This is a genomic window from Rhizobium sp. YTU87027 (genome assembly GCF_050644135.1).
In the GTDB taxonomy this organism is placed as follows: domain Bacteria; phylum Pseudomonadota; class Alphaproteobacteria; order Rhizobiales; family Rhizobiaceae; genus Rhizobium.
Genome location: NZ_CP098440.1, coordinates 1901878 through 1922666, shown reverse-complemented (window position 1 = coordinate 1922666; position 20789 = coordinate 1901878). Strand labels below are relative to the sequence as shown.

Genomic DNA, 20789 nt, shown 5'->3' with positions numbered 1-20789 from the left:
CATTTCCGCCGAATTATTGGGCGGCTTTCGCTTAAGCATCACTCCGCGAATTTCTCGTATTCGCCTGAAATTCCGATAACATAGCCCAATCCCTTCGGTGAAGGATTCGTACACAAACCAGGTTATTGAGCATGTTCCAGTCTTTTGAAGTCACCTCGACGCCACAATTCGGCCGCGATCGCGTCTCGGCTTTGCGCGCAAGTTTTGATGCGCTTGGTATCGACGCCTTTCTTGTGCCGCGCGCCGATGAGTTCAACGGTGAATATGTCCCGGCTTGTTCGGAGCGCTTGTCATGGTTGACGGGCTTCACGGGGTCGGCGGGCGTCGCGCTGGTGACGCGTTCGGCGGCGATCGTCTTCGTGGACGGACGCTACGTGACGCAACTTGCCGAGCAAGTAGACAACTCCGTCTTCACCGGTGGGGACCTTGTGAACGAACCGCCTTGTGCCTGGCTTGCGAAGAACGGCTCCAAGGGACTGCGCCTCGGTATCGATCCCTGGCTGCATTCCGGCGCAGAAGTGCGGCGACTTGAAAAGGCACTTGCCGAGATTGGCGGTTCCCTCGTTGTCCTGCCTCACAATCCTCTCGACAAGCTCTGGAGCGACAGGCCGCAAGAGCCGCTCGGGCAGGTGACGATCCAGAACATCGTGCAAGCGGGCGTGCTCGCAACCGACAAGATCGCGACGATCGCAGCTGACCTTGCAAAGAAGAACCTGAAGGCGGCGCTGATCGCGGATCCGTCTTCGGTCGCCTGGATCTTCAATATTCGCGGTGCCGACGTGCCGCATACGCCGCACCCGCTGGCGCGTGCAATCATCTATGCCGACGGTAAGGCGGACCTTTTCCTCGATAAGCGCAAAACTGGTATCGAGGCCGAAGCCTATCTCGCGCAGATGTGTACGCAGCTTCCTCCCTCGGAACTCGAAAAGAGGCTGGCAGCGGTTGCAAAGGATGGCGGTCGAGTTCTCGTGGATCCGGACCTTACCTCGTATGCCCTGGCGGAGATTATTCGCAAGGGAGGTGGTGAGGTCGTCGAAGGGAATGATCCCGCCAAGCTACCGCGAGCCGTCAAGAACAACGTCGAGATCAACGGTTCCGCAGCCGCGCATCTGCAGGACGGCGCGGCGATGGTCGAATTTCTCCACTGGCTGTCGCAGACGAAGCCGGGGACCGTGACCGAAATCGAGGTGGCGGAGAAGCTGGAAGCAGCACGCGCCCGCGTCGGCCAGAGTATGCAGAACCCGCTGAAGGACATCTCCTTCGACACGATCTCCGGTGCCGGTGAACACGCGGCCATCATGCACTATCGCGTGACAACGGAAACGAACCGCAAGCTTGAGGCTGGAGAGCTCTTCCTGATCGATTCCGGCGCCCAGTACATCAACGGCACGACGGATATTACGCGCACGGTCGGTATCGGGTCGGTCACTGAAGAACAAAAGCGTTTCTTCACGCTGGTGCTGAAGGGAATGATCCAGATCAGCACGGCGCGCTTTCCGAAGGGCACGCGCGGCTGCGACCTCGATCCGCTGGCCCGCATCGCGCTTTGGCGAGCAGGGGTTGATTTCGCGCATGGCACCGGCCACGGCGTTGGTTCGTATCTATCGGTGCATGAAGGGCCGCAGCGTATCTCCAGGCTCTCAACGCAGGAGCTACTGCCAGGCATGATTCTCTCGAACGAGCCGGGCTACTACAGGCCCGGCGCTTTCGGGATTCGGATCGAGAACCTGATCTATGTCCGAGAGGCGGAAGCGATCGACGGCGGTGACATGCCGATGCTCGGCTTCGAGACGCTGACCTTCTGCCCGATCGATCGCAGCCTGGTTATTCCGGAACTTCTGACACATGACGAGCTGCATTGGTTCAATAACTACCATCAGCGCAGCCGCGAGGCGCTGATGCCACTGATCCACGACCACGACGTCAAGGCATGGCTGGAGAACGCGACCCTGCCGCTGGAATATTGAGAATCGCCGCTGGCGTCACATGCCGATCGTGTGGCGCCAGCTCATGACGACGAGCCAGGCGACAATCAGCATCCAGGTGTGCGAGGCGCGCAGACCGACGATGAGAGCCACGAGCAGGGCGAGCTTCGAGTCCCAGCCGCCGATGAAGAAGGCCGGCGCAACAAGCGTCGTCAAGACTGCGGCGGGGACTGCGGCCAGCGCGGCCTCCATGCGCGGCGGAATGCGCTTCATCGTGGTGATGAGGATGTAGCCGGCGATGCGGGTTGCGTAGGTTGCAACAGCCGCCGCGACGATCACGAGAGCCATGTGAAGATCGAAGGCCATCGTTATACCTCGTGCAGCTCGGATTCGAGTTCCTGCTCGTGCGGCGGAGGCGGGAACAGGGCGGCAAGGATGATGCCCGCCGCGGCACCCAGGCTGACGTGCCAAGGCGAGCCGACGTAGCGGTAGGCGATGACGGAGGCGACCGCGCTGATAGAAGCGACCGGGACAAAATTGTCGCGATGACGGAAGTCGAGGACGATGCCGAGGAAATAGGCGGGCAGCAGGATGTCGAGGCCGATCGACTTCGGGTCGCCGATGTAGCTGCCGAGCAATCCGCCGAGCAGGCTTACCAGGACCCACGGTATGTAGATGATGATGCCGAAGCCGAGATACCAGACGAAGGTAACCGGCTTGCCTGCTTCGCCCCGTTTGACCGTTTCCGCAAATTGCGGATCGACCAGCAGGAAAAACGTGAAGAATTTCTGTAGCGGCGAGAAGTGCTTGATATATGGGGCGAGTGCCGCCGAATAGAGGACATGGCGAAAGTTGACGGCCAGGATGGAGGCGACGATCAGCCACGCCTGGACGTTGTGACCAAAGAGCTCGATGCCGACCATCTGGCTCGCGCCGGCATAGACCGTGGCACTCATAAAGGTCAGTTCCGAGAGCGACATGCCGTTATCGACCGCGAGCGCTCCAAACAACGCCCCGAAGGGGGCCGAGGCCAGTGCTACGGCCGAGCCACCGCGCAAACCGTCGAAAAAATCAGCGCGAGTCATCAGCGATAATCCTTCTGGAATTTTGTCCCTCGTCTAAGGACGGGCGGTATTTGTCGCAAGCAAATTTCCTTGATTGAACGATCGATTTCGCTGAACGGTGCACGCGCGATTGATTGCCGTTCGGGGAGCAAAGATGGACCAGATCGAATTTTCGAAAGAGGAAAAGGCTGAACTCATCGCGCGGATCCAGCATTATTTCGACAGCGAACTGGACCAGCCGATCGGCCTCCTGAAAGCGGAGTTCGTTCTCGAATTCTTTGCGAAGGAAGTTGGGGCCGCGTACTACAGGAAGGGGCTTGAAGACGCGCAAGTCGCGCTCGCCAGACGCATGGATGACTTTTCCGAGGACGTCTATCAGTTGCAACGGAATGCGACGGAGTGATCAGCCTTCCAGAATTTGGCGGCTGGTGACGATGTCAATGCCGCGTGCGCGCATTTCCCCGATTGCCGCTGCAACGCCTTCCGAGGTAATGCCGCGGCTGGCGTCCTCGATGAGGCGAACCCGCACGCCGGGCATCATTTCGGTCGCATCCAATGCCGAGAACTTCACGCAATAGTCGGTTGCGAGGCCGCAAACATCGAGTTCCGTGACGTCCTGCCCTTCGAGAAAGTCGGCGAGCCCCGTGAGCGCGTCCTGATCATTGTCGCGGAAGGCCGAGTAGCTGTCGACGCCACGATTCTCGCCCTTCTGCAGGATGAGATCAATCTTGCCCATCTTGAGGTCGGGATGCAGTTCCGCGTCCGCCGTGCCCTGAATGCAATGGTCCGGCCACATCATCTGTGGCTTGCCGGACAGTGTGCCCAGTTCGAATGGCTTCTTGCCGAAATTTGAGGAGGCGAAACTGCCATGGCCGGGCGGATGCCAGTCTTGGGAGGCGACGATCAGGTCGTATTTGCCGCTCTCGATCAGCCGGTTTGCGATGGGAACAACCTCGTCGCCGTGGGGAACCGGAAGATTGCCGCCCGGGCAAAAGCCATTCTGAATATCGACTAGAAGCAAGGCTTTCATCGGTGCGACTCCCACGATTTTGCATTGCACCATGCCAAGGGCCGAACGAAGGCGCAAGCGCCGAGACGCTTCGCCGCAGGGGCGGAGCGAGCCTTGAAAAGGTCGGGTCCGTCAGCCCGTAAAAGGCGATGTAAGCATAGCACAGAACCGGCAACCGGGCTGCGAGATGTGCCAATGGTGTCGGCAACCATTTCTATTGCGCCTTGCTTTCGACGGAGATGACGGCGCGATATCGGGCCACTGATTGATCTCAATGAAATGTGCGTTTTCTCGTCCTTGGCCTCGGCTCGAGGCAACCAAGGGAAGCGTGACTTTGAATGCTTGCGGCAAAAATGCGCTGTCGCTATCAATTGCGCTGATCATTTTCGGCTCCCCCGGCGGAGCCGTCAACGATCGGTCAGGCTGTCTGAACTTCGTCGTTGCTACCGGTGTCGGCTGCGGCTGACGTGCCGTAGGTATTCTGATAGGCGCGCAGAGCCGTCTGCATGTCATCGAGCACTTCAGCGAGTATCGGATCGTCAGAGCCGGAAGCGCTGGACGCAATGCTGGAGGTGTCTGCGGAGAGGATCTCGTCGCTTGTCAGCTTGCCGTCGCCGTTGGTGTCCAGAGAGGCGAGAATGCCCTTGGAGTCGTCGTCGGTACTGCTGTCGTCGTCGCTCGCGCTCGACTGCTGCATTTGCAGCATGATCGACAGGATATCGCCGGCGATCTTCTGCGTGACACTGGCGCCATCGTCACTGCTTGTGGACGTCGCAGATTTCGACGAGGTGGATGTCGAGTTGCTGTTGGCGGCAGCGAGCTCATCGGCTGAAATGATGCCGTCGCCATTCTTGTCGAGGCTGGAAAGGGAGCTGTATTGGGACAGGCCACTTCCGATAGAGGAAACACTGGTCACTTGAACCTCCTTTGCAAATTCATCGTGAAATCCGCCTTTCATGGGCAGCCACAAAGGGGCTAGGGCGATTTGCACACTACGTCAAAGCAGGAATATCATGATGAACTTCGCCCGATTGACCGGCTGGGTGAAGCGAGTTAACCTTTCGTCAACCTATCTCATCCCGTTGATTTGTTTGGCTTTGCCGGCCAGTGATTTGCGCCCGGCGGAGGTGTTCTCACTCTCGTCGGTCGCGTTCTTGCTCGGATTTGCCATTTTGAGGTGCTTCAGCGTTGGCGGTCCGCCTGCGGCATTTTGTCGATCTCGCATGGCGGAGGCGCCTGTGCCATGCAAGATCGGCTCCCGACTCAATCCGCATGCGTCTCGTGGAAGTCCGCCCGGCCGCTTTTCCAACAGCGAGCTGTCTTGATCCAAGCTTTCGGGTGGTTGCACTCTTCCGCCATGATCGCGCGAAAGCGCTTGGTGCGCCATTGACGCGCCCGCAATGCAGCCAATCTATCCGATAGGAGATCTCGCGCTACCAAGACGCGAGTGGTGACGATGATGGTGAGTAGCGTTCAGAGTATCGGCCGGCAAGCAACGGTGGCGACGGTCAAGTTTTGTCTCGTCATGCTGGTAATGATCTTCCTAGCTGCGGGATCCCTATCTTACTGGCAAGGCTGGCTTTTTCTCGTACATTTCTGCGGGTGGTGCGCAGCCCTTACGGCCTACTTCGTCAAGCGCGACCCGGCTCTGGTCCGGAAGCGCATGAGCGTCGGACCGGCGGCGGAACGCGAGCCGTCGCAGAAGCGCATACAGTCCTTTAACAGCATCGCGATCCTTGCGCTCCTCGTGGTTTCGGCGCTGGACCACAGGTTCGGCTGGTCGGTTGTGCCGAGCTCCCTCGTGCTTCTCGGCAATGCATTGATCGCAGCTGGCTTTATCGGCTGCTTCTTCGTGCTCCGGCAGAATTCGTTTGCCGCGGCGACAGTCGGCGTGACGGCGGAGCAGCGGGTGATTTCGACCGGCCTCTACGGTGTGGTGCGCCATCCGATGTATGCCTCGGCGCTGGCGATGTTTTTCGGTGTGCCTCTGGCGCTCGGTTCTTATTTGGGTGTGCTCGTCGTGTTCCCCGTCATTGGCGGCTTGGTCGCACGGCTGCTTGATGAGGAGAAGTATCTTGTGAGGAACCTGGCCGGTTATGCCGAGTACCGTAGTCAGGTCCGATGGCGTTTGTTGCCGGGGATCTGGTGATGCATCAAACCGAGGCGGGCTGGTGAGGAGGCGACCCTTGCGGTAAATATCGCGTCAGGTTGAGGGAGGGCGCAGTGGCTATCAGTGTCGTTCAATTGGGTTCGCCGCGGGCAAAAGGCGAGGGCGTACGCATCGGCACCGTCCGGCGACCGCCCCGGGGCGTGCCGAAGGAAGAGTTTTCCAGCCGCAACTATTATGACGTCTGGCTCCCAGTCCTTTCGCCGAGCCAGGCGCTGGTGACGGAAGCGAAGGCAGCGACCACGGACGCTGAATGGGCGGCCTTCGTGAGCAGCTTCACGAAGGAAATGAAAGTGCCGGAGGCGAGCCATGTGCTCGACCTGCTCGCCACGCTTTCGCACGCCAGCCATTTTTCAATCGGCTGCTATTGCGAGAACGAGAAGCACTGCCATCGGAGCGTATTGCGGCGCCTGCTTGAAGAACGCGGCGCGGCTTTTGCTGCGGAGGGCTGCGCCTAATGGCTGCGGAGGATCACCCAGCGCCAAAGCCAATGACCGAGCCCGGTCCAGAGGAGAAGATCGATGCGACCTTTCGCAACGGTTCGCTGACGGCTGCCGGCATCATCCTCGGTTTTTCCCTGAGTTTCGTGAGTAGCTGGGCTTCGAATCCGAATGACTGGAGCCGGATCGATATCCTGCCGATGTTGCTGCTGACGGCAGGGATTGCCTTGCAAGTCAAGGTCTTCGCCGATCTGCTGGCCAGGGATTCGCTCATCGCCGCCAAATATGATCGGGCCAGGCGGCTGTTTTTGATCGGGATTGCCATCGTCGCCGCCGGGATCGGGCTGGCATTACTCAACGACATACTGGGGCTGGGGTCGATGACGATCCTGGGGTGAGCGGGCGCCATGCCAGCGCGGACTGGCTCGTTTGCGTATCTTCGGTATCAGGTCCGAGGACGATCTCGTTGCAGGCAAAGGCAATGGTCGGACAGTACGGGACGGCAACGATCAAAGATAGCGAATAACGTCGTCTGCGTCCCCCTTCTCTCCCGCGATCGGTGCGCGCGGGAGTTCAGTATGCAAGGAACTCGGGGTCGAGGGCGTCACTCTATAGCCTGAGGGTGAACTCAGGGATTACGGAAAGCGTGTCCTCGGTTTGACAAAGAATTTCGAGCACACAGTCCGTTGACAGCAATTTGCAGGAAACTACAATCTTTGATTGACAAAATATGGAGCTGAACAGTGAAAAACCAGGTGCTCAGAGACTATCTCTTCTTTCTCGTGCCCGCGTTTGTCATTCCACTGGGCTTGTACCTCACTGAGGAGACCTCCTCGCTGACCAGTCTCTTCAAGGTTGGTTTGCTGTTTCCGCTCCTTTTGCTTGCGATGAAGGGACTAGCTGGTTTCTTTCCGCCCGAAAACCTGCGGGAACGATCCGTAGCCCGAATAGCTGAATACGCTATTCTCCAGGGTTTGGTTTTTGCGGCATTTATGCTGATGTTCGGCGGCTTTATACAACCCGAGTTGCAGTCCAACTTCCTTTCGACGTTGCGCCAGTTTGCGTTCGGTGCTGTGCCGGTGTCTGCGTTCCAGTTTGTATCGGCACTGAATGAACAGAAGAAGCTACGTGCCTCTTAAATTCTAGAAAGGCTTTAGCGCTGGATCCGCAGCTGCGCAAACGAGGCCCACTACACGGGGGAGGCGACGGCATACGAAGTCACGAATGGGTGAGGGGCGCCTTGCAGTATCGCTAGGGGCTCATAGGGCTTTGCGAACCGGCGGGCTTCGCTTTAGGAGACCCGTTCCACAAACCCATCGAGCACGCGCTTCTGTCCCGCGCGATCAAACTCGATCGTCAGCTTGTTGCCCTCGATCTCCACGATGTTGCCGTTGCCGAATTTCAGGTGGAAGACGCGGTCGCCGGTCTTGAATTTGGAGGGTTCCGTGGCGGTGGATTTCGCCACCAGTTCGCCGTCGATGGTGCGGCCGCGCGGGCCGCTTTCGCCGTAGCCGATGCGTTCGACGGCATGACCGGAGCGGGTGCCCCAGTTGTCGCGGGTGGCGTCCGTCTTGTTCTGCTGGGCGCGCTTCCAGCCGGGCGTCGTATAGGAGGAGTTGGCGAAGGGATCGGCCTTGTCGAAGCGGGACTGGCCGTAACCGCCGCCCCGGCCATAGCCGCCATAGCTCTGCTCCGTCTCAGCAACTTCGACATGCGTTTCCGGCAGTTCGTCAAGGAACCGCGACGGGATCGTCGATTGCCAGAGGCCGTGGATGCGGCGGTTCGAGACGAACCAGATATGGCAGCGCCGCTTGGCGCGGGTGATGCCGACATAGGCGAGGCGGCGCTCTTCCTCGAGACCGGCGCGGCCGCTTTCGTCGAGCGAACGTTGGTGAGGGAACAGGCCTTCCTCCCAGCCGGGCAGGAAGACAGTATCGAACTCCAGGCCCTTGGCGGAGTGGAGCGTCATGATCGAGACGGCGTCGAGATTTTCGTTCTGCTCGGCGTCCATGACCAGCGCGACGTGCTCGAGAAAGCCGCGCATCGACTCGAAGCTCTCCATCGAGCGGATGAGTTCCTTCAGGTTTTCGAGGCGGGTCGGCGCATCCGCCGACTTGTCGTTCTTCCACATGTCGGTGTAGCCCGACTCCTCGAGAATCTGCTCGGCGAGTTCGGTATGCGCCGTGTTCTCCAGCATTTCCTGCCAGCGGCGGAAGGATTGTATAACGTCGAAGAGGGCCTTGCGCGCCTTCGGCTTCAGCTCGTCCGTCTCGATCATGTCGGCCGCAGCCGCCAGCATCGGAATGTCGCGGGCGCGGGCATAGTCGTGAAGCGCGCGCACGGTCGTATCGCCGAGACCGCGCTTCGGGGTGTTGATAATGCGCTCGAAGGCTAGATCGTCGGCAGGCTGCGCGACGAGGCGGAAATACGCCATGGCGTCGCGGATTTCGAGGCGTTCGTAGAAGCGGGGGCCGCCGATGACGCGATAATTGAGGCCGAGGGTTACGAAGCGGTCTTCGAACTCGCGCATCTGGAATGAGGCGCGGACCAGAATCGCCATGTCGTTCAGCAGATGCCGCTTGCCGCTGGCATCGCCGCGTTGAAGCTGCTCGATTTCCTCGCCGATGGCGCGGGCTTCCTCCTCGGAATCCCATGAGGCGTGCACTTGGACTTTGATGTCTTCAGGATCTCTGCGGTCGGTGAAGAGGGTCTTGCCGAGGCGGCCCTCGTTGTGGGCGATCAGATGGCCTGCGGCACCAAGAATATGTGCCGTTGACCGGTAGTTACGCTCCAGCTTGATAACCTTGGCGCCCGGGAAATCCTTCTCGAAGCGGAGGATGTTGTCCACCTCGGCGCCGCGCCATCCATAGATCGATTGATCGTCGTCGCCGACGCAGCAGACGTTTTGCGGCTCGCCCTTGGGGCGCTGCGCAAGCAGCCGCAGCCACATGTATTGGGCGGTGTTGGTGTCCTGATACTCGTCGACGAGAATGTAGCGGAAGCGGCCGTGATATTCCTTGAGAAGATCCGGGTTCCTCCGGAAAATCGCGATCGGGTGCATAAGGAGATCGCCGAAATCGCAGGCGTTCAGCGTCGAAAGCCGTTGCTGATAGGCGAAGTAGAGTTCACGGCCCTTGCCGTTGGCGAAGGCGCGGGCGTCGCCTTCGGGAATGTCCCCCGGGCCGAGGCCCTTGTTCTTCCAGGTGTCGATCATGCCGGCAAACTGCTTGGCGGGCCAGCGTTTGTCATCGAGGCCTTCCGCCTGGATGAGCTGCTTGATCAAGCGGACGACGTCGTCGGTGTCGAGGATCGTGAAATCGGAGCGCAGGCCGACGAGTTCGGCATGGCGGCGCAGAAGCTTGACGCCGATCGAGTGAAATGTGCCGAGCCAGGGCATGCCCTCAACAGCGCCGCCGACGAGCACGGCGATACGTTCCTTCATCTCGCGCGCAGCCTTGTTGGTGAAGGTGACGGCGAGGATCTGCGAGGGGAATGCACGGCCGGTGTTCAGGATATGGGCGATGCGGGTGGTTAGGACGCGTGTCTTGCCGGTGCCCGCGCCGGCGAGCACGAGAACCGGGCCTTCCAGCGTTTCGACGGCTTCGGTCTGTTCCGGATTCAGGCCAGAAAGATAATCGGGGCGCTTACCGCCATCGCGAGCGGCCATGGCGCGGGCGGCGAGCCCTCCGGTAACGGGAGCGGCAGGGGCCGGCTGCTTGCGCGGCGGCTCGCCCGGCTCTTCATCGAAGAAAGGGATATCGTCGAAACTATTGCTCATGGCGCGTAATGTAGTGATTCGGGTTGGAAAGACCAGAAAAGATGTTCTGCTTTCATTCCTGTTCGGGTCGCTGTCCTCAGTCTACGTCAGGTATGCAAGAGCGCTGGATTGCGGGAATTGCTTGCACATGCGGCTGGAGCGAGCGCCATCGTCGCTACGGGTCAGAAAACAAAACCGTTATTTGACCTTGAAGGCGAAACTCTACAACACGGATGCAAGCGGCTGGGAGATGCGTCGGTGGTAACTCAGTCTTGAATTACAATTCAGTAATCAAGGGTCAATTCGCTTGCCGGTGATCAGCAAAGGGACAATATTGTCGCAGACGTGCGGCAATTTGTCCTGCGAACGCCTCTTTCGATAGACCCTGGACCAGCCTCTCTCCCTCTGGAGACGTGAATGCCATTCTGGAAGCAGTTTATAATCTGCCTTGTCGTGATTGCGGCCGGCTTTGCCGGATGGGTTTACTTTGTGCCCGGTGCTGGAGAGACGCTGCGCAGGGCCGGTTTCGCTGAGGTTTCCAAGCTGGCGCCGGGGACGGCGCCGCAGCCTGCGGCTAACGCAGAGGGACAATCAAGGCGCCGCGGCGGCGGGGCCCATGCGCCCGTTCTGGTCGCCATACAAGCCGTTGTTCGTGGCATCGTCAATGATCGGCTGAGCGCCATCGGCACGGGTGACGCCATTCACTCCGTCGTGGTGATGCCGCAGGCGAGCGGCACGATCCGCGAGATCCTGATCAAGTCGGGTGACAAGATCACCAAGGGTCAGGTTCTGGCAAAGCTCGATAGCGAAGAGCAGGTCATCGCGCGCGGGCAGGCGGACGTTGCGCTGAAGAGCGCTATCGAAAAGTCCAGCCTCTACCATAACATCAAATCCAGCGTGTCGCGGATGGACGTCTTCGATGCCGAGATCGCGGAGCAGGGTGCGCGGCTGCAACTGCAGGCCGCCGAGCTCAATCTTGAGCGCCGCAGCATCGTTGCGCCGATCGATGGCATCGTCGGTATCATTCCAGTCAATGTTGGCGACAACGTCTCGACGACCACACCGGTCGCGACCCTCGACGACCGGACTGAAATTCTTGTTGACTATTGGGTGCCGGAGCGCTTCGCCAACACGATCACGGTCGGCCAGCCGGTCGAGGCAACATCGGTCGCTCGGCCTGGTCGCGTTTTCTCGGGTGTGGTCGAAGCGATCGACAATCGCATTGACGCCGCCAGCCGCACGATGCGCGTGCGGGCCCGCATCGACAACGCATCGGACGAACTGCGCGCAGGCATGTCGTTCAATGTCGGGATGAAGTTTGGCGGCGACCAGTATCCGGCAGTCGATCCGCTCTCGGTGCAGTGGGATTCTCAAGGGGCCTTTGTCTGGCGGGTTGTCGACGGCAAGTCCGGCAAGGTGCGCGTCAGCATCGTGCAGCGCAACCCCGACTACATTCTCGTCAAGGCCGATCTGAAGGACGGCGACGCGATCGTTACCGAAGGCCTGCAGCGCGTCCGTGACGGCGGTGCAGTGCGGGTTGCCAACGAAGCCGCGTCGAACTCGGAGCCTGCCACGCAATGAACGTGATCGAGATGCAGGACAAGCCGGCTTCCGGCAAGCAGACCTTTACCGCGCTGTTCGTCCGGCGCCCGATCCTGGCGCTGGTCTTCAATACCCTCATGATCGTCGCCGGCCTTGCGGCCTATGCCGGGATCGAAGTGCGCGAACTGCCTGATGTCGACCGGCCTGTCGTGACGGTTCGCACCACGTTCGACGGTGCCTCTCCACAGACGATCGACCAGGAACTGACGAAGGTGATCGAGGGCGCGGCCGCCCGTGTCAGTGGCCTCAAGTCTATTTCGTCCAGCTCTCAGTTCGGCCAGAGCCGCGTGACACTCGAATTCTCCGACTCGGTCGATCTCGCCGTTGCGGCGAACGATGTGCGCGACGCCATCGGTCGTATCGCCGATCGCCTGCCCGAGGAGGCGGATGCACCGCAGATCGTCAAGGCGGATTCCGATTCTCAACCAATCATGCGTCTTGCCGTCACCTCGTCCAAACTCAACATGGACGATTTGACCCTTCTCGTCGAAAACCAGGTTATCGATCGGCTTGCTTCGGTCGACGGCGTTGCCGATGTCGAAACCTATGGCGACCAGGAGAAGGTCTTCCGCGTCGACGTCAACCAAAGCGAACTCGCCAGCCGCGGGCTGACGGTTGGCGATCTGACGAAGGCGCTTTCCAGCGCTGCACTCGATGTGCCGGCCGGATCGCTGAAGAGCCCGACGCAGACGATCGTTGTGCGTGCGATGGCAAGCCTGCAGACGCCGGAGGATTTCTCCAACGTCATCCTGCAGAACCACGTGCGCCTCGGGGACGTGGCGAATGTCACGCTCGGACCGCGCGACGGGCAGACGGCGCTGCGTTCTAACGGCGTTCCCGGCATTGGCCTCGGCATCATCCGCCAGGCGCAGTCGAATACGCTGAATATCTCGAACGGCATCAAGGATGCCGTTGCTGAACTTTCGAAGACACTTCCGGATGGGACGCGGATCGCCATCACCAGTGACGATGCGGTCTTCATCCAAGGGGCGATACACGAGGTCGTGCTGGCGCTGATCCTCGCTGCCGTCATCGTCACCGGCGTGATCTATCTCTTCCTCAGAGATTGGCGCGCGACGATCATTCCGGCCGTCAGTATGCCGGTGGCCCTCATCGGTACACTCGCGGCAGTCTATCTCGTCGGCTTCTCGATCAACATCCTGACGCTGCTCGCGATCGTGCTGGCGACGGGTCTCGTGGTGGACGACGCGATCGTCGTCCTCGAAAACATCGTGCGCCGCCGTTCGGAAGGCATGGGGCCGCGGGCGGCCGCCGTGCTTGGCACGCGCGAGGTGTTCTTTGCTGTCATCGCCACGACCGCGACGCTTGCCGCGGTCTTCATTCCGCTGTCCTTCCTGCCGGGGCAGGTGGGCGGCCTGTTCCGCGAGTTCGGCTTCGTGCTGGCTTTCTCGGTTGGTCTCTCATCGATCGTCGCCTTGACCTTATGTCCGATGCTGGCGTCGCGAATATTGACGAAGGAAATGCTCGAGGATCACGGTATCCTCGGTCGTTTCGGAACCTGGTTCGCGAATGCTTACCGTTGGTCGCTCCATGCCTGCCTGAATGCACCACTCGTGGTCATCGTTGCATCCATGCTTTTCGCGGGAGCAGCTGTTCTTGCGTTCCAGACAGTTCGCAGCGAACTGACGCCGAACGAAGACCGCGCCCTCGTGATGATGCGCCTGACGACGCCGCAAGGCTCCAGTCTCGAATATACCCGCGACAAGATGCAACGGGTCGAAGAGTATCTCCAACCGCTCGTCGACAGCGGCGATATCAGCAACGTCTTTTCGATCTCAGGGCAGGGCGGGCAGGTCAATAGCGGCTTCATGGTGCTGACACTGGCGCCATGGGGTGAACGCCAACGCACGCAGGCGGAGATTGTTACCGACATCAACCAGGCGGCGGCAAAGGTCCCGGCACTGCGCGGCAATGCGATCCAGTCGAACAGCCTGCGCATTCGCGGCGCCGGCAATGGATTGCAGATGGCGCTTGTCGGCAACGACCACGAGGCGCTGACTGTCGCGGCCGCTCGGTTGGTGCAGGTCCTCGACGCGACGGGCCACTATGACACGCCGCGACTGACCAACGAGCCGACACAGGCTCAGGTGTCGGTGACGATCGACCGCGAGCGCGCGTCCGATCTCGGCATCGACATCACGGGTCTTTCAACGGCGATGCAGTCGCTCTTGGAGGGCCGGTCGGTCGTCGATGTTTTTGTCAAGGGGGAAGCCTATCCCGTGCTGCTCACCTCGAACACCCGACCGCTCGACGATCCGACTGATCTCGAGAACGTGTTCCTGAAGACGGGCGACGGCAAGATCGTTCCGATGTCGGTGATCGCATCGCTGACGGAAGGCTCGGTCGCGCCACAGCTGAACCGCGAACAGCAGCTTGCGTCGGTGGCGATCACGGCTGGTTTGAAGAACGGCCTCTCGCTGGGAAACGCGGTCAAGGAAGTGACCGAGATATCTAAGTCGGTCCTGCCGGCGGGCGCCCGTCTCGTCCCACTCGCCGAAGCGGCAACGCTGGAGGAGAATTCGAGTGGCATGGCGCTAACCTTCGGCTTTGCCATCGTCATCATCTTCCTGGTTCTGGCCGCGCAATTCGAGAGCGTCCTGTCGTCGGTCATCATCATGTCGACGGTACCACTCGGGCTCGCATGCGCTGTCTTCGCGCTTGTTATCACCGGATCGAGCCTGAATATCTATAGCCAGATCGGTCTTGTTCTGCTTGTCGGCGTGATGGCGAAGAACGGCATTCTTATTGTCGAATTCGCCAACCAACTGCGCGATCGTGGGGAGGAAGTACGCACGGCGATCGAGAAGGCGTGTGCGCTGCGTCTACGCCCTGTGATGATGACGATGATCGCGACCATCCTCGGCGGCGTCCCGCTGGTCTTCGCGCACGGGGCCGGCGCAGAGGCGCGTATCGCACTCGGCTGGGTCATCGTCGGGGGGCTCGGCTTTGCGACACTTGTGACGCTCTACATCACGCCGGTCGCCTACCTGCTGATTGCCCGCTTCGCGAAGCCGCATGCTCACGAGGAAGAGCGCCTCCACGAAGAAATGGCGCACGCCTCGCGCGCCCCGGCATCAAAGGCAGGCCGACTGCAAGCGGCGGAGTAAAGCCGCCCGCTGCCCTGGCGGGCAAAGGCTGCGACTTATAGTTTATGAAAACTTGTAGGATTGGATGAATTTACCCTGAACTTTAGATGTTTTTTAAGCATGGGCAGCAATCATTCCGACTGAAGCCGATAGGTCCTCCAGCGTTTTCAGAGGGCCGCCCTGGTGCCTCGTTCAGGCGCTCCCGGACAATGATCGTTCGCGGTACGGTTCGCTTGTATCAGTGTATTGTTGTGTTCGGAGTACAGTACCTTGAGCATTTATCGGCGCACTTCGGTGGATGCCGCGCTATATGTTTTGCGTGACATCGGTCGCGATATGACCAAGACCCAGAGGCAGGTCACTACTGGCCTCAGAGTGGAAAAAGCATCCGACAATGGCGCCTACTGGGCGATAAGTTCGACGTTGAAAACCGATCAGAAAGCCCAGTCGGCCATTGGCGATGCCCTTGGTCTCGCGGCTGCCACCATGGGCACAGCTTACAACGCGGTCGACAGCGCGATCGATCTCGTCAGCGAGATCAAGGCGAAGCTGGTCGCAGCGACCGAGTCCGGCGTCGACAAGGACAAGATCAACACCGACATCACCCAGCTGAAAGATCAGCTGCGATCGGTTGCGCAGTCGGCAGAGTTCAACGGCGACAACTGGGTTGCGATCGACGATTCTGCCGATCCATCAAAGCCAAGGCAGATCCCGTCTTCCTTCATCCGCTATTCCGACGGAACGGTGAAGGTCGACATGCTAAGCTACGAGGCCGATCTAGCGCCGGTGGGAGCTACTACATCTAAGGATGCGCGCTACCTGATCGATGACCGCACGACTGGTTCCGGCGAGTATGGCGCTCTGACCTCTCAGTATTTTGCCACCGAGGCCGGCGCCTCGCAAAACTATGTGATGCTGAAGGGGGCCGGTAACACGGCAGGGCAAGTCGAAATTGGGGTTTCGAGCACGACGACCCAGGCGCAGGTGACGGAGATGATCACCGTCGTCGACATGATGCTGAACCAGATGACAACAGTCGGCTCGGCCTTCGGCGCACTCGAAAAGCGCATTAGTATCCAGAGCGACTTCGCGCAGTCGCTGGACGATTCCTATTCCCGCGGCATCAGCCGCCTGATCGACGCGGACATGGAGGAGCAGTCAAGCCGGCTGCAGGCCCTGCAGACGCAGGAGCAGCTAGGTTTGCAGTCACTGAACATCGCCAATGCCAGCTACGACAAAGTTCGCCAACTCTTCCAGAACTTTTGACAGGTTGTCTTGATAAGCGACGCCTCGCCCGTGTCTCAATGGGCGACATGACTGCTCGGCCTGCCACTGTGGCTTACGATCCGCAGTAGCTGTGCATTTTTCTCAATTTCCGGTATCTGAAGCATCAGCTTCATCTTGTTGCCGCAATCCTTAATACTGGTCGCATCAACACCGAATTGGAGACAAGCCTGTCCATGATCAAGAAATTCATACTTTTGTCTGTTGCTGCAACTTACCTTAGTGCCTGCACCACCACCGACCCCTATACCGGCGAGCAGAAAATGTCGAACACCTCAGGTGGGGCGCTGCTGGGTGCAGGCGTTGGCGCGCTTGCCGGCTTGGCTGTCGGCGGCTCGCCGGTTGGACGTCGCAATGCTGCGCTGATCGGCGCCGGCGTTGGCGCGCTCGCGGGTGGTGCGATCGGCAATTACATGGACCAGCAGGAATCCGAACTGCGCGCTCAGCTCCAGGGAACCGGCATCTCGGTGACCCGCCGCGGCGACAACATCATCCTGAACATGCCGTCCAACATTACGTTCGATGTTGATCAGGATGCCGTGAAGGCTGGTTTCTATCCGACGCTGAATTCTGTCGCGATCGTCCTGCGCAAGTTCAACCGCACCCTGATCGACGTGAACGGTCATACCGACTCCACCGGCAGCCTGCAGCACAACCAGGATCTGTCACAGCGCCGCGCCATGTCGGTTGCCGACTATCTCGGCACGCAGGGCGTCGATCCGCGCCGTGTTTCTGCCGTCGGTTTCGGTCCGTCGCAGCCGATCGCTTCCAACGCTACGGAAGCTGGTCGCGCCCAGAACCGCCGCGTTGAAATCCAGATCGCGCCTGTCACCCAGAGCTGATCCACATTTTCAGTCAAGAAAAACGGCCGGGCCAACGCCCGGCCGTTTTCGTTATTGATGCATCGTCGCACCCTTGGTGATCTTGTCGACGATCTTTTTCTCTGCCCGGATGGCTATGCCGACAACCTTGGCATTGTCAGGCGCATATTCGGCAAAGGCGGCTCTGTTGGCGGCGTCGTGGCCGGTAGCGAACATTTCCTCGATGAACAGCGACGAGGTTATGCCGCGCTCCAGGGAGCGACGGTGAATTGCGGATAGCGTCTCGCCTTCAGCCGACAAGACGATGATCGGCTGGATGGAGAGCGGATTATAGAGATTGCCTGCGCGATCCTTGTACGATTCACCGATGATCTCTGGGTTCTGTCCGGCAATTCCGCTCATCAGGAAAGCGGTGACGTTCAGCTTCTGCCAGGATGCAAGATTGTTTCGCAGGACGATCGCAATTTTGGTATCAAACATGCCAGTCTCTTTCATGCGGGTTCGAAAGTCGCGTTGGACCAGGATGTAAACAGTCACGCCTTCGAGGGTCTTGAACGTTTGTGCGCGCAGCCCGGCGCAGACGGGATCATGATTGCGCCGGGCTTTCCCGGCATCGAACGGATGGAAGCGCAGTTTTCCGGCAAAGCGTTCGAGCTTCATCGCCACGATACCTATGCGCTCGGCGTCACGATCAAGGGTGTGCAGACTTTCTCCTATCGCGGCCAGCGACGCTTCAGCATGCCGGGGCAAGTGATCGTCCTTCACCCGGACGAAGAGCATGATGGCGGTGCCGGTACCGATGACGGCCTGCAATATCGGATGCTCTATCTGGAGCCGGCGCTGCTGCTCGAATGCCTGGAAGTGGACAAGATCGGGCTGCCTTTCGTCGACGAGCCTGTCATCGGGGATCCCATGCTGGCCGGTACGTTGCTCGCAGCACTTGGCGAGCTGGATCGCGAACTCGACGAGCTCTTCGTCGACGACTTCGTTTCGCGTGTTGCAGGCGGACTTGCAAAGCATGCGAAGACCCCACAGCGGCCGCTCGGGAACGTGGCGTGGCAGCGCGCAAGATTGGCGCGCGATTATCTCGAAGCGCATGCGACAGAAGCTGTGCGATCCGGCCAGCTGGAGACTGTCACCGGTCTCGACCGGTTCTCCCTCGCGCGGCACTTTAGAGCGGCCTTTGCGACAAGCCCGCATCGCTATCTCCTCATGCGGCGCCTGCAGCAGGCGCGCGCCATGATCGGGGCGGGTGACGGACTTTCGGACGTTGCGGCGGCGACCGGCTTTGCAGACCAGAGTCATCTCACGCGCCATTTCAAGAAGGCCTATGGCATGACGCCAGGCCAGTGGGCGAGCCTTAGACGGGCTTCTCCGCAAGGCCGGATCGGCGCGCGATAAAGCGTGCCAGCATTGGGCCGGTAAACAGGATCACCAGGAAGCGGCCGGTTTGCATCGCCATCACGAAGGGCACGTCGACGTCGCTCGACGCCGCGATGATCGCTACAGAATCGGCGCCGCCGGGACTGGTGGCAAGGTAGGCCGTGAGCGGATCGACGCCCGCGAATTTGTGCAGTGCAAGGGCCATGCAGCCGCAGATCGACATCAGCAGTAGGATTGAGGCAGCCACGCGGGGGAGAGCACGAGCAGCATGCATGACGATGCCGCGGGTAAAACGCAGGCCGATGTTCCAGCCGATCAAGGCGTAACTGATCGCCAGCAGCCAGAGCGGAAGCTCGATGGTAAGCAAGCCTGAGCCCTGCAGCAGTGAGCCGAGCACCAGCGGCACAGTGATGGTGCCACCCTGGATGCGAAAGCGGACGGCAACATAGGCCGACAGGCCGGTGAGGGCGACAGTGGCGGCCAGCGCCTGCCAATCAACCGGCGGGAAGAGGATGAATGCCGGCGGCGCGCCGCCATCGGCGGCAACCCACAGGCGCGAGACGACCGAGGCGGCCACGGCGACGAAGACCACCCGGAGATACTGCATGAACGCGACGAGACGGGCGTCGGCACCGTAGGCTTCGGACATGATGACCATTGCGGAGGCTGCCCCTGGCGAGGAACCCCAAACCGCCGTCGTTCCCGGCAAGACCTGCCATCGCGTCAGCAGCCAGCCAAGACCGGCCGCGGCAACGATGACGGAGAAGATCATCGCGAGAAAGAGTGGCGCATCGGTCGCCATCATCTTCAGGATGTCGACGGTGATGGCGCGCGCCATCAGAAAGCCGACGAGCGCCTGCCCGAAGAGGAGGGGCCAGCGCGGCACCCGAAGCGATCCCTGACCGATGGACAAGGCAAGGATGATAGCCGCCACCATCGGGCCGATCAGGAGCGAGGCTGGCAGCCCGAGCATTTCGAGCCCGACTACAAGCAGGGTTGAGACGCTGAGCAGGAGGATCCACCGCGGCAGGCTGGCGTATCGAAAGAAGCGGCTGGCGTCGCGCAACGGCATGATTCCCATGCATGTCTTGCCAAATGCTGGAACCGCGATCGAGCGAAACAGGGGAGCAGCACTGGCTGGCAAAGAGGCCGGCCGGAGACCGGAGGATATGCGTCGATATAGGCGTCAGCCGGGGAAGCGGTCAATTGCGAAATCCTGCCGGTTTCGCGGTGTCAGAGGCTGACGCGCTCCGCCAGGAAGTCGAGCAGCGCCCGCACGCGAGCCGGCAACGGGCCGCCCTGGCCAATGTAGACGGCGTAGAATTCCTCGATGTCGCCCGGATTGATGTTTTCGAGAACCGGGACCAGCCGCCCGGCCTCGATGTCGGCGCGAACGGTGAAGGTGGCGAGGCGGACAAGCCCCGCGCCTGATAGCGCCATGTATCGCATCGCTTCGCCGTCGCCCACCTGGACGCCTGGGGTAATCGGCAGCGCGATGGTCTCGCCGCCATCGAGCAAGGGCCAGCCCTGAACGCTGCGCGCGTAGGAAAAGCCGACGCGGCGATGGCGCTTCAGGTCGGCGATGGTCTTTGGTTCGCCTTCGCGCTTCAAATAATCCGGCGATGCCACGATCAGCTTGCGGGTGAAGCCGAGCTTTCGCGCAATGAGGCTGGAGCTCTTCAGCGGTCCGGCGCGGATCGCGACATCGGCTCGATCCTCGACCAGATCGACGATGACGTCTGTATGCGAGATGTCGAGCGTGACGGCGGGATTGAGCGCCAGAAATTCGGAAACCAGCGGCGCAAGAATATGGTGGCCGAAGGAGGCGCTGGTGTTGATGCGGATGGGGCCTGTGGCTTGTTCGCCTGATGATGCGTAGCGCTCGGCTTCCGCTATGTCTGCAAGAATGGAAACGCTGCGCTCGTAAAAGGCGGAGCCTTCGGGCGTCAAATGCAGTTTGCGGGTCGAACGGTTGACGAGGCGAGCGCCAAGGCGGGCCTCAAGCCTTGCCACAAGCTTGCTCACGGCGGACGGTGTCATGCGGCAGGCGCGGGCAGCGGCCGTGAAGCCGCCGAGTTCGACGGCGCGCACGAAGACTTCCATTTCGCCGGAGCGATTGATGTCTTGCCTGCTCATGATGACTTCAATTCATGGATAGTTTTCCTTCCGGCAATCTATATCACGGTAAATTCAGTGTCTATCTCTTCTGAAGTCCACAACAGGAGACCGA

Annotated in this window: 19 protein-coding genes; 11 read left to right on the top strand and 8 right to left on the bottom strand. The window is 60.3% G+C overall.

All coding sequences use genetic code 11. The annotated features are described in order from the left end of the window. Positions 1 to 131: 131 nt before the first annotated feature. A complete protein-coding gene (locus NBG89_RS09680) occupies positions 132 to 1967 on the top strand; it encodes an aminopeptidase P family protein (protein ID WP_431319792.1) in 1836 nt (611 codons plus the stop codon). 15 nt (positions 1968 to 1982) lie between these two features. Here NBG89_RS09680 and NBG89_RS09675 read toward each other — a convergent pair whose 3' ends face one another. Beyond that, positions 1983 to 2291: an AzlD domain-containing protein gene (locus NBG89_RS09675; protein WP_431319791.1), complete on the bottom strand. Its 309-nt coding sequence runs from the start codon at positions 2289 to 2291 to the stop codon at positions 1983 to 1985. A 2-nt stretch (positions 2292 to 2293) separates the two neighbouring features. Further along, on the bottom strand, positions 2294 to 3010 hold the full coding sequence (locus NBG89_RS09670; protein ID WP_431319790.1) for an AzlC family ABC transporter permease: 717 nt from the start codon (positions 3008 to 3010) through the stop codon (positions 2294 to 2296). A 133-nt stretch (positions 3011 to 3143) separates the two neighbouring features. Between NBG89_RS09670 and NBG89_RS09665 the strand changes: the two genes are divergently transcribed. Next, positions 3144 to 3392: a DUF2164 domain-containing protein gene (locus NBG89_RS09665; RefSeq protein ID WP_431319789.1), complete on the top strand. Its 249-nt coding sequence runs from the start codon at positions 3144 to 3146 to the stop codon at positions 3390 to 3392. On the opposite strand, the gene pncA is transcribed toward NBG89_RS09665, so the two are convergent. After that, a complete protein-coding gene (gene pncA, locus NBG89_RS09660) occupies positions 3393 to 4019 on the bottom strand; it encodes a bifunctional nicotinamidase/pyrazinamidase (protein ID WP_431319788.1) in 627 nt (208 codons plus the stop codon). A 397-nt stretch (positions 4020 to 4416) separates the two neighbouring features. After that, the gene (locus NBG89_RS09655; RefSeq protein ID WP_431319787.1) at positions 4417 to 4914 is read right to left on the bottom strand and encodes a hypothetical protein; all 498 of its coding nucleotides are present in this window, start codon (positions 4912 to 4914) and stop codon (positions 4417 to 4419) included. Between the two features lie 540 nt (positions 4915 to 5454). On the opposite strand from NBG89_RS09655, the gene NBG89_RS09650 reads away from it, so the two are divergent. The 4 genes from NBG89_RS09650 (at position 5455) to NBG89_RS09635 (ending at position 7744) form a co-directional block, all read left to right on the top strand. After that, on the top strand, positions 5455 to 6147 hold the full coding sequence (locus tag NBG89_RS09650; RefSeq protein WP_431319786.1) for a methyltransferase family protein: 693 nt from the start codon (positions 5455 to 5457) through the stop codon (positions 6145 to 6147). A gap of 74 nt (positions 6148 to 6221) precedes the next feature. Further along, positions 6222 to 6623: a DUF488 domain-containing protein gene (locus NBG89_RS09645; protein ID WP_431319785.1), complete on the top strand. Its 402-nt coding sequence runs from the start codon at positions 6222 to 6224 to the stop codon at positions 6621 to 6623. A 32-nt stretch (positions 6624 to 6655) separates the two neighbouring features. Continuing rightward, entirely contained in the window at positions 6656 to 7003 is a 348-nt protein-coding gene (locus NBG89_RS09640) for a hypothetical protein (RefSeq protein WP_431319784.1), read from the top strand. 345 nt (positions 7004 to 7348) lie between these two features. After that, positions 7349 to 7744, top strand: a complete 396-nt coding sequence (locus NBG89_RS09635; RefSeq protein ID WP_431319783.1) for a hypothetical protein — start codon at positions 7349 to 7351, stop codon at positions 7742 to 7744. Positions 7745 to 7896: 152 nt separating this feature from the next. On the opposite strand, the gene NBG89_RS09630 is transcribed toward NBG89_RS09635, so the two are convergent. Further along, entirely contained in the window at positions 7897 to 10383 is a 2487-nt protein-coding gene (locus NBG89_RS09630; RefSeq protein WP_431319782.1) for an ATP-dependent helicase, read from the bottom strand. Positions 10384 to 10779: 396 nt separating this feature from the next. On the opposite strand from NBG89_RS09630, the gene NBG89_RS09625 reads away from it, so the two are divergent. The 4 genes from NBG89_RS09625 (at position 10780) to NBG89_RS09610 (ending at position 17197) form a co-directional block, all read left to right on the top strand. After that, the gene (locus NBG89_RS09625; protein WP_431319781.1) at positions 10780 to 11943 is read left to right on the top strand and encodes an efflux RND transporter periplasmic adaptor subunit; all 1164 of its coding nucleotides are present in this window, start codon (positions 10780 to 10782) and stop codon (positions 11941 to 11943) included. After that, positions 11940 to 15092: an efflux RND transporter permease subunit gene (locus tag NBG89_RS09620; RefSeq protein WP_431319780.1), complete on the top strand. Its 3153-nt coding sequence runs from the start codon at positions 11940 to 11942 to the stop codon at positions 15090 to 15092. Before NBG89_RS09625 ends, NBG89_RS09620 begins: the two co-directional genes overlap by 4 nt. 249 nt (positions 15093 to 15341) lie before the next feature. Beyond that, entirely contained in the window at positions 15342 to 16337 is a 996-nt protein-coding gene (locus tag NBG89_RS09615; protein ID WP_431319779.1) for a flagellin, read from the top strand. A gap of 194 nt (positions 16338 to 16531) precedes the next feature. Beyond that, complete coding sequence (locus NBG89_RS09610; protein ID WP_431319778.1) at positions 16532 to 17197, top strand: OmpA family protein; 666 nt, start codon at positions 16532 to 16534, stop codon at positions 17195 to 17197. A 51-nt stretch (positions 17198 to 17248) separates the two neighbouring features. Here NBG89_RS09610 and NBG89_RS09605 read toward each other — a convergent pair whose 3' ends face one another. Next, complete coding sequence (locus NBG89_RS09605) at positions 17249 to 17656, bottom strand: DUF2000 family protein (protein ID WP_431319777.1); 408 nt, start codon at positions 17654 to 17656, stop codon at positions 17249 to 17251. 33 nt (positions 17657 to 17689) lie between these two features. Here NBG89_RS09605 and NBG89_RS09600 point away from each other — a divergent pair, with 33 nt between their 5' ends. Continuing rightward, the gene (locus NBG89_RS09600; protein WP_431319776.1) at positions 17690 to 18577 is read left to right on the top strand and encodes an AraC family transcriptional regulator; all 888 of its coding nucleotides are present in this window, start codon (positions 17690 to 17692) and stop codon (positions 18575 to 18577) included. On the opposite strand, the gene NBG89_RS09595 is transcribed toward NBG89_RS09600, so the two are convergent. Both NBG89_RS09595 and NBG89_RS09590 read right to left on the bottom strand, forming a co-directional pair. Further along, the gene (locus NBG89_RS09595; protein ID WP_431322654.1) at positions 18537 to 19631 is read right to left on the bottom strand and encodes an AbrB family transcriptional regulator; all 1095 of its coding nucleotides are present in this window, start codon (positions 19629 to 19631) and stop codon (positions 18537 to 18539) included. The genes NBG89_RS09600 and NBG89_RS09595 overlap by 41 nt on opposite strands. Positions 19632 to 19792: 161 nt before the next feature. After that, positions 19793 to 20695 carry a LysR family transcriptional regulator gene (locus NBG89_RS09590; RefSeq protein ID WP_431319775.1) on the bottom strand — a complete coding sequence of 301 codons (903 nt, stop codon included), beginning with the start codon at positions 20693 to 20695 and terminating at the stop codon, positions 19793 to 19795. Positions 20696 to 20789: the final 94 nt, after the last annotated feature.

Bases quoted from the DNA above. Each gene is read 5' to 3' on its own strand.
- NBG89_RS09595 (WP_431322654.1), bottom strand. From the start codon at position 19,631: ATGCCGTTGCGCGACGCCAGCCGCTTCTTTCGATACGCCAGCCTGCCG.
- pncA (WP_431319788.1), bottom strand. From the start codon at position 4,019: ATGAAAGCCTTGCTTCTAGTCGATATTCAGAATGGCTTTTGCCCGGGC.
- NBG89_RS09625 (WP_431319781.1), top strand. From the start codon at position 10,780: ATGCCATTCTGGAAGCAGTTTATAATCTGCCTTGTCGTGATTGCGGCC.
- NBG89_RS09680 (WP_431319792.1), top strand. From the start codon at position 132: ATGTTCCAGTCTTTTGAAGTCACCTCGACGCCACAATTCGGCCGCGAT.
- NBG89_RS09610 (WP_431319778.1), top strand. From the start codon at position 16,532: ATGATCAAGAAATTCATACTTTTGTCTGTTGCTGCAACTTACCTTAGT.
- NBG89_RS09665 (WP_431319789.1), top strand. From the start codon at position 3,144: ATGGACCAGATCGAATTTTCGAAAGAGGAAAAGGCTGAACTCATCGCG.
- NBG89_RS09630 (WP_431319782.1), bottom strand. From the start codon at position 10,383: ATGAGCAATAGTTTCGACGATATCCCTTTCTTCGATGAAGAGCCGGGC.
- NBG89_RS09675 (WP_431319791.1), bottom strand. From the start codon at position 2,291: ATGGCCTTCGATCTTCACATGGCTCTCGTGATCGTCGCGGCGGCTGTT.
- NBG89_RS09640 (WP_431319784.1), top strand. From the start codon at position 6,656: ATGACCGAGCCCGGTCCAGAGGAGAAGATCGATGCGACCTTTCGCAAC.
- NBG89_RS09590 (WP_431319775.1), bottom strand. From the start codon at position 20,695: ATGAGCAGGCAAGACATCAATCGCTCCGGCGAAATGGAAGTCTTCGTG.
- NBG89_RS09650 (WP_431319786.1), top strand. From the start codon at position 5,455: ATGATGGTGAGTAGCGTTCAGAGTATCGGCCGGCAAGCAACGGTGGCG.
- NBG89_RS09670 (WP_431319790.1), bottom strand. From the start codon at position 3,010: ATGACTCGCGCTGATTTTTTCGACGGTTTGCGCGGTGGCTCGGCCGTA.
- NBG89_RS09605 (WP_431319777.1), bottom strand. From the start codon at position 17,656: ATGTTTGATACCAAAATTGCGATCGTCCTGCGAAACAATCTTGCATCC.
- NBG89_RS09620 (WP_431319780.1), top strand. From the start codon at position 11,940: ATGAACGTGATCGAGATGCAGGACAAGCCGGCTTCCGGCAAGCAGACC.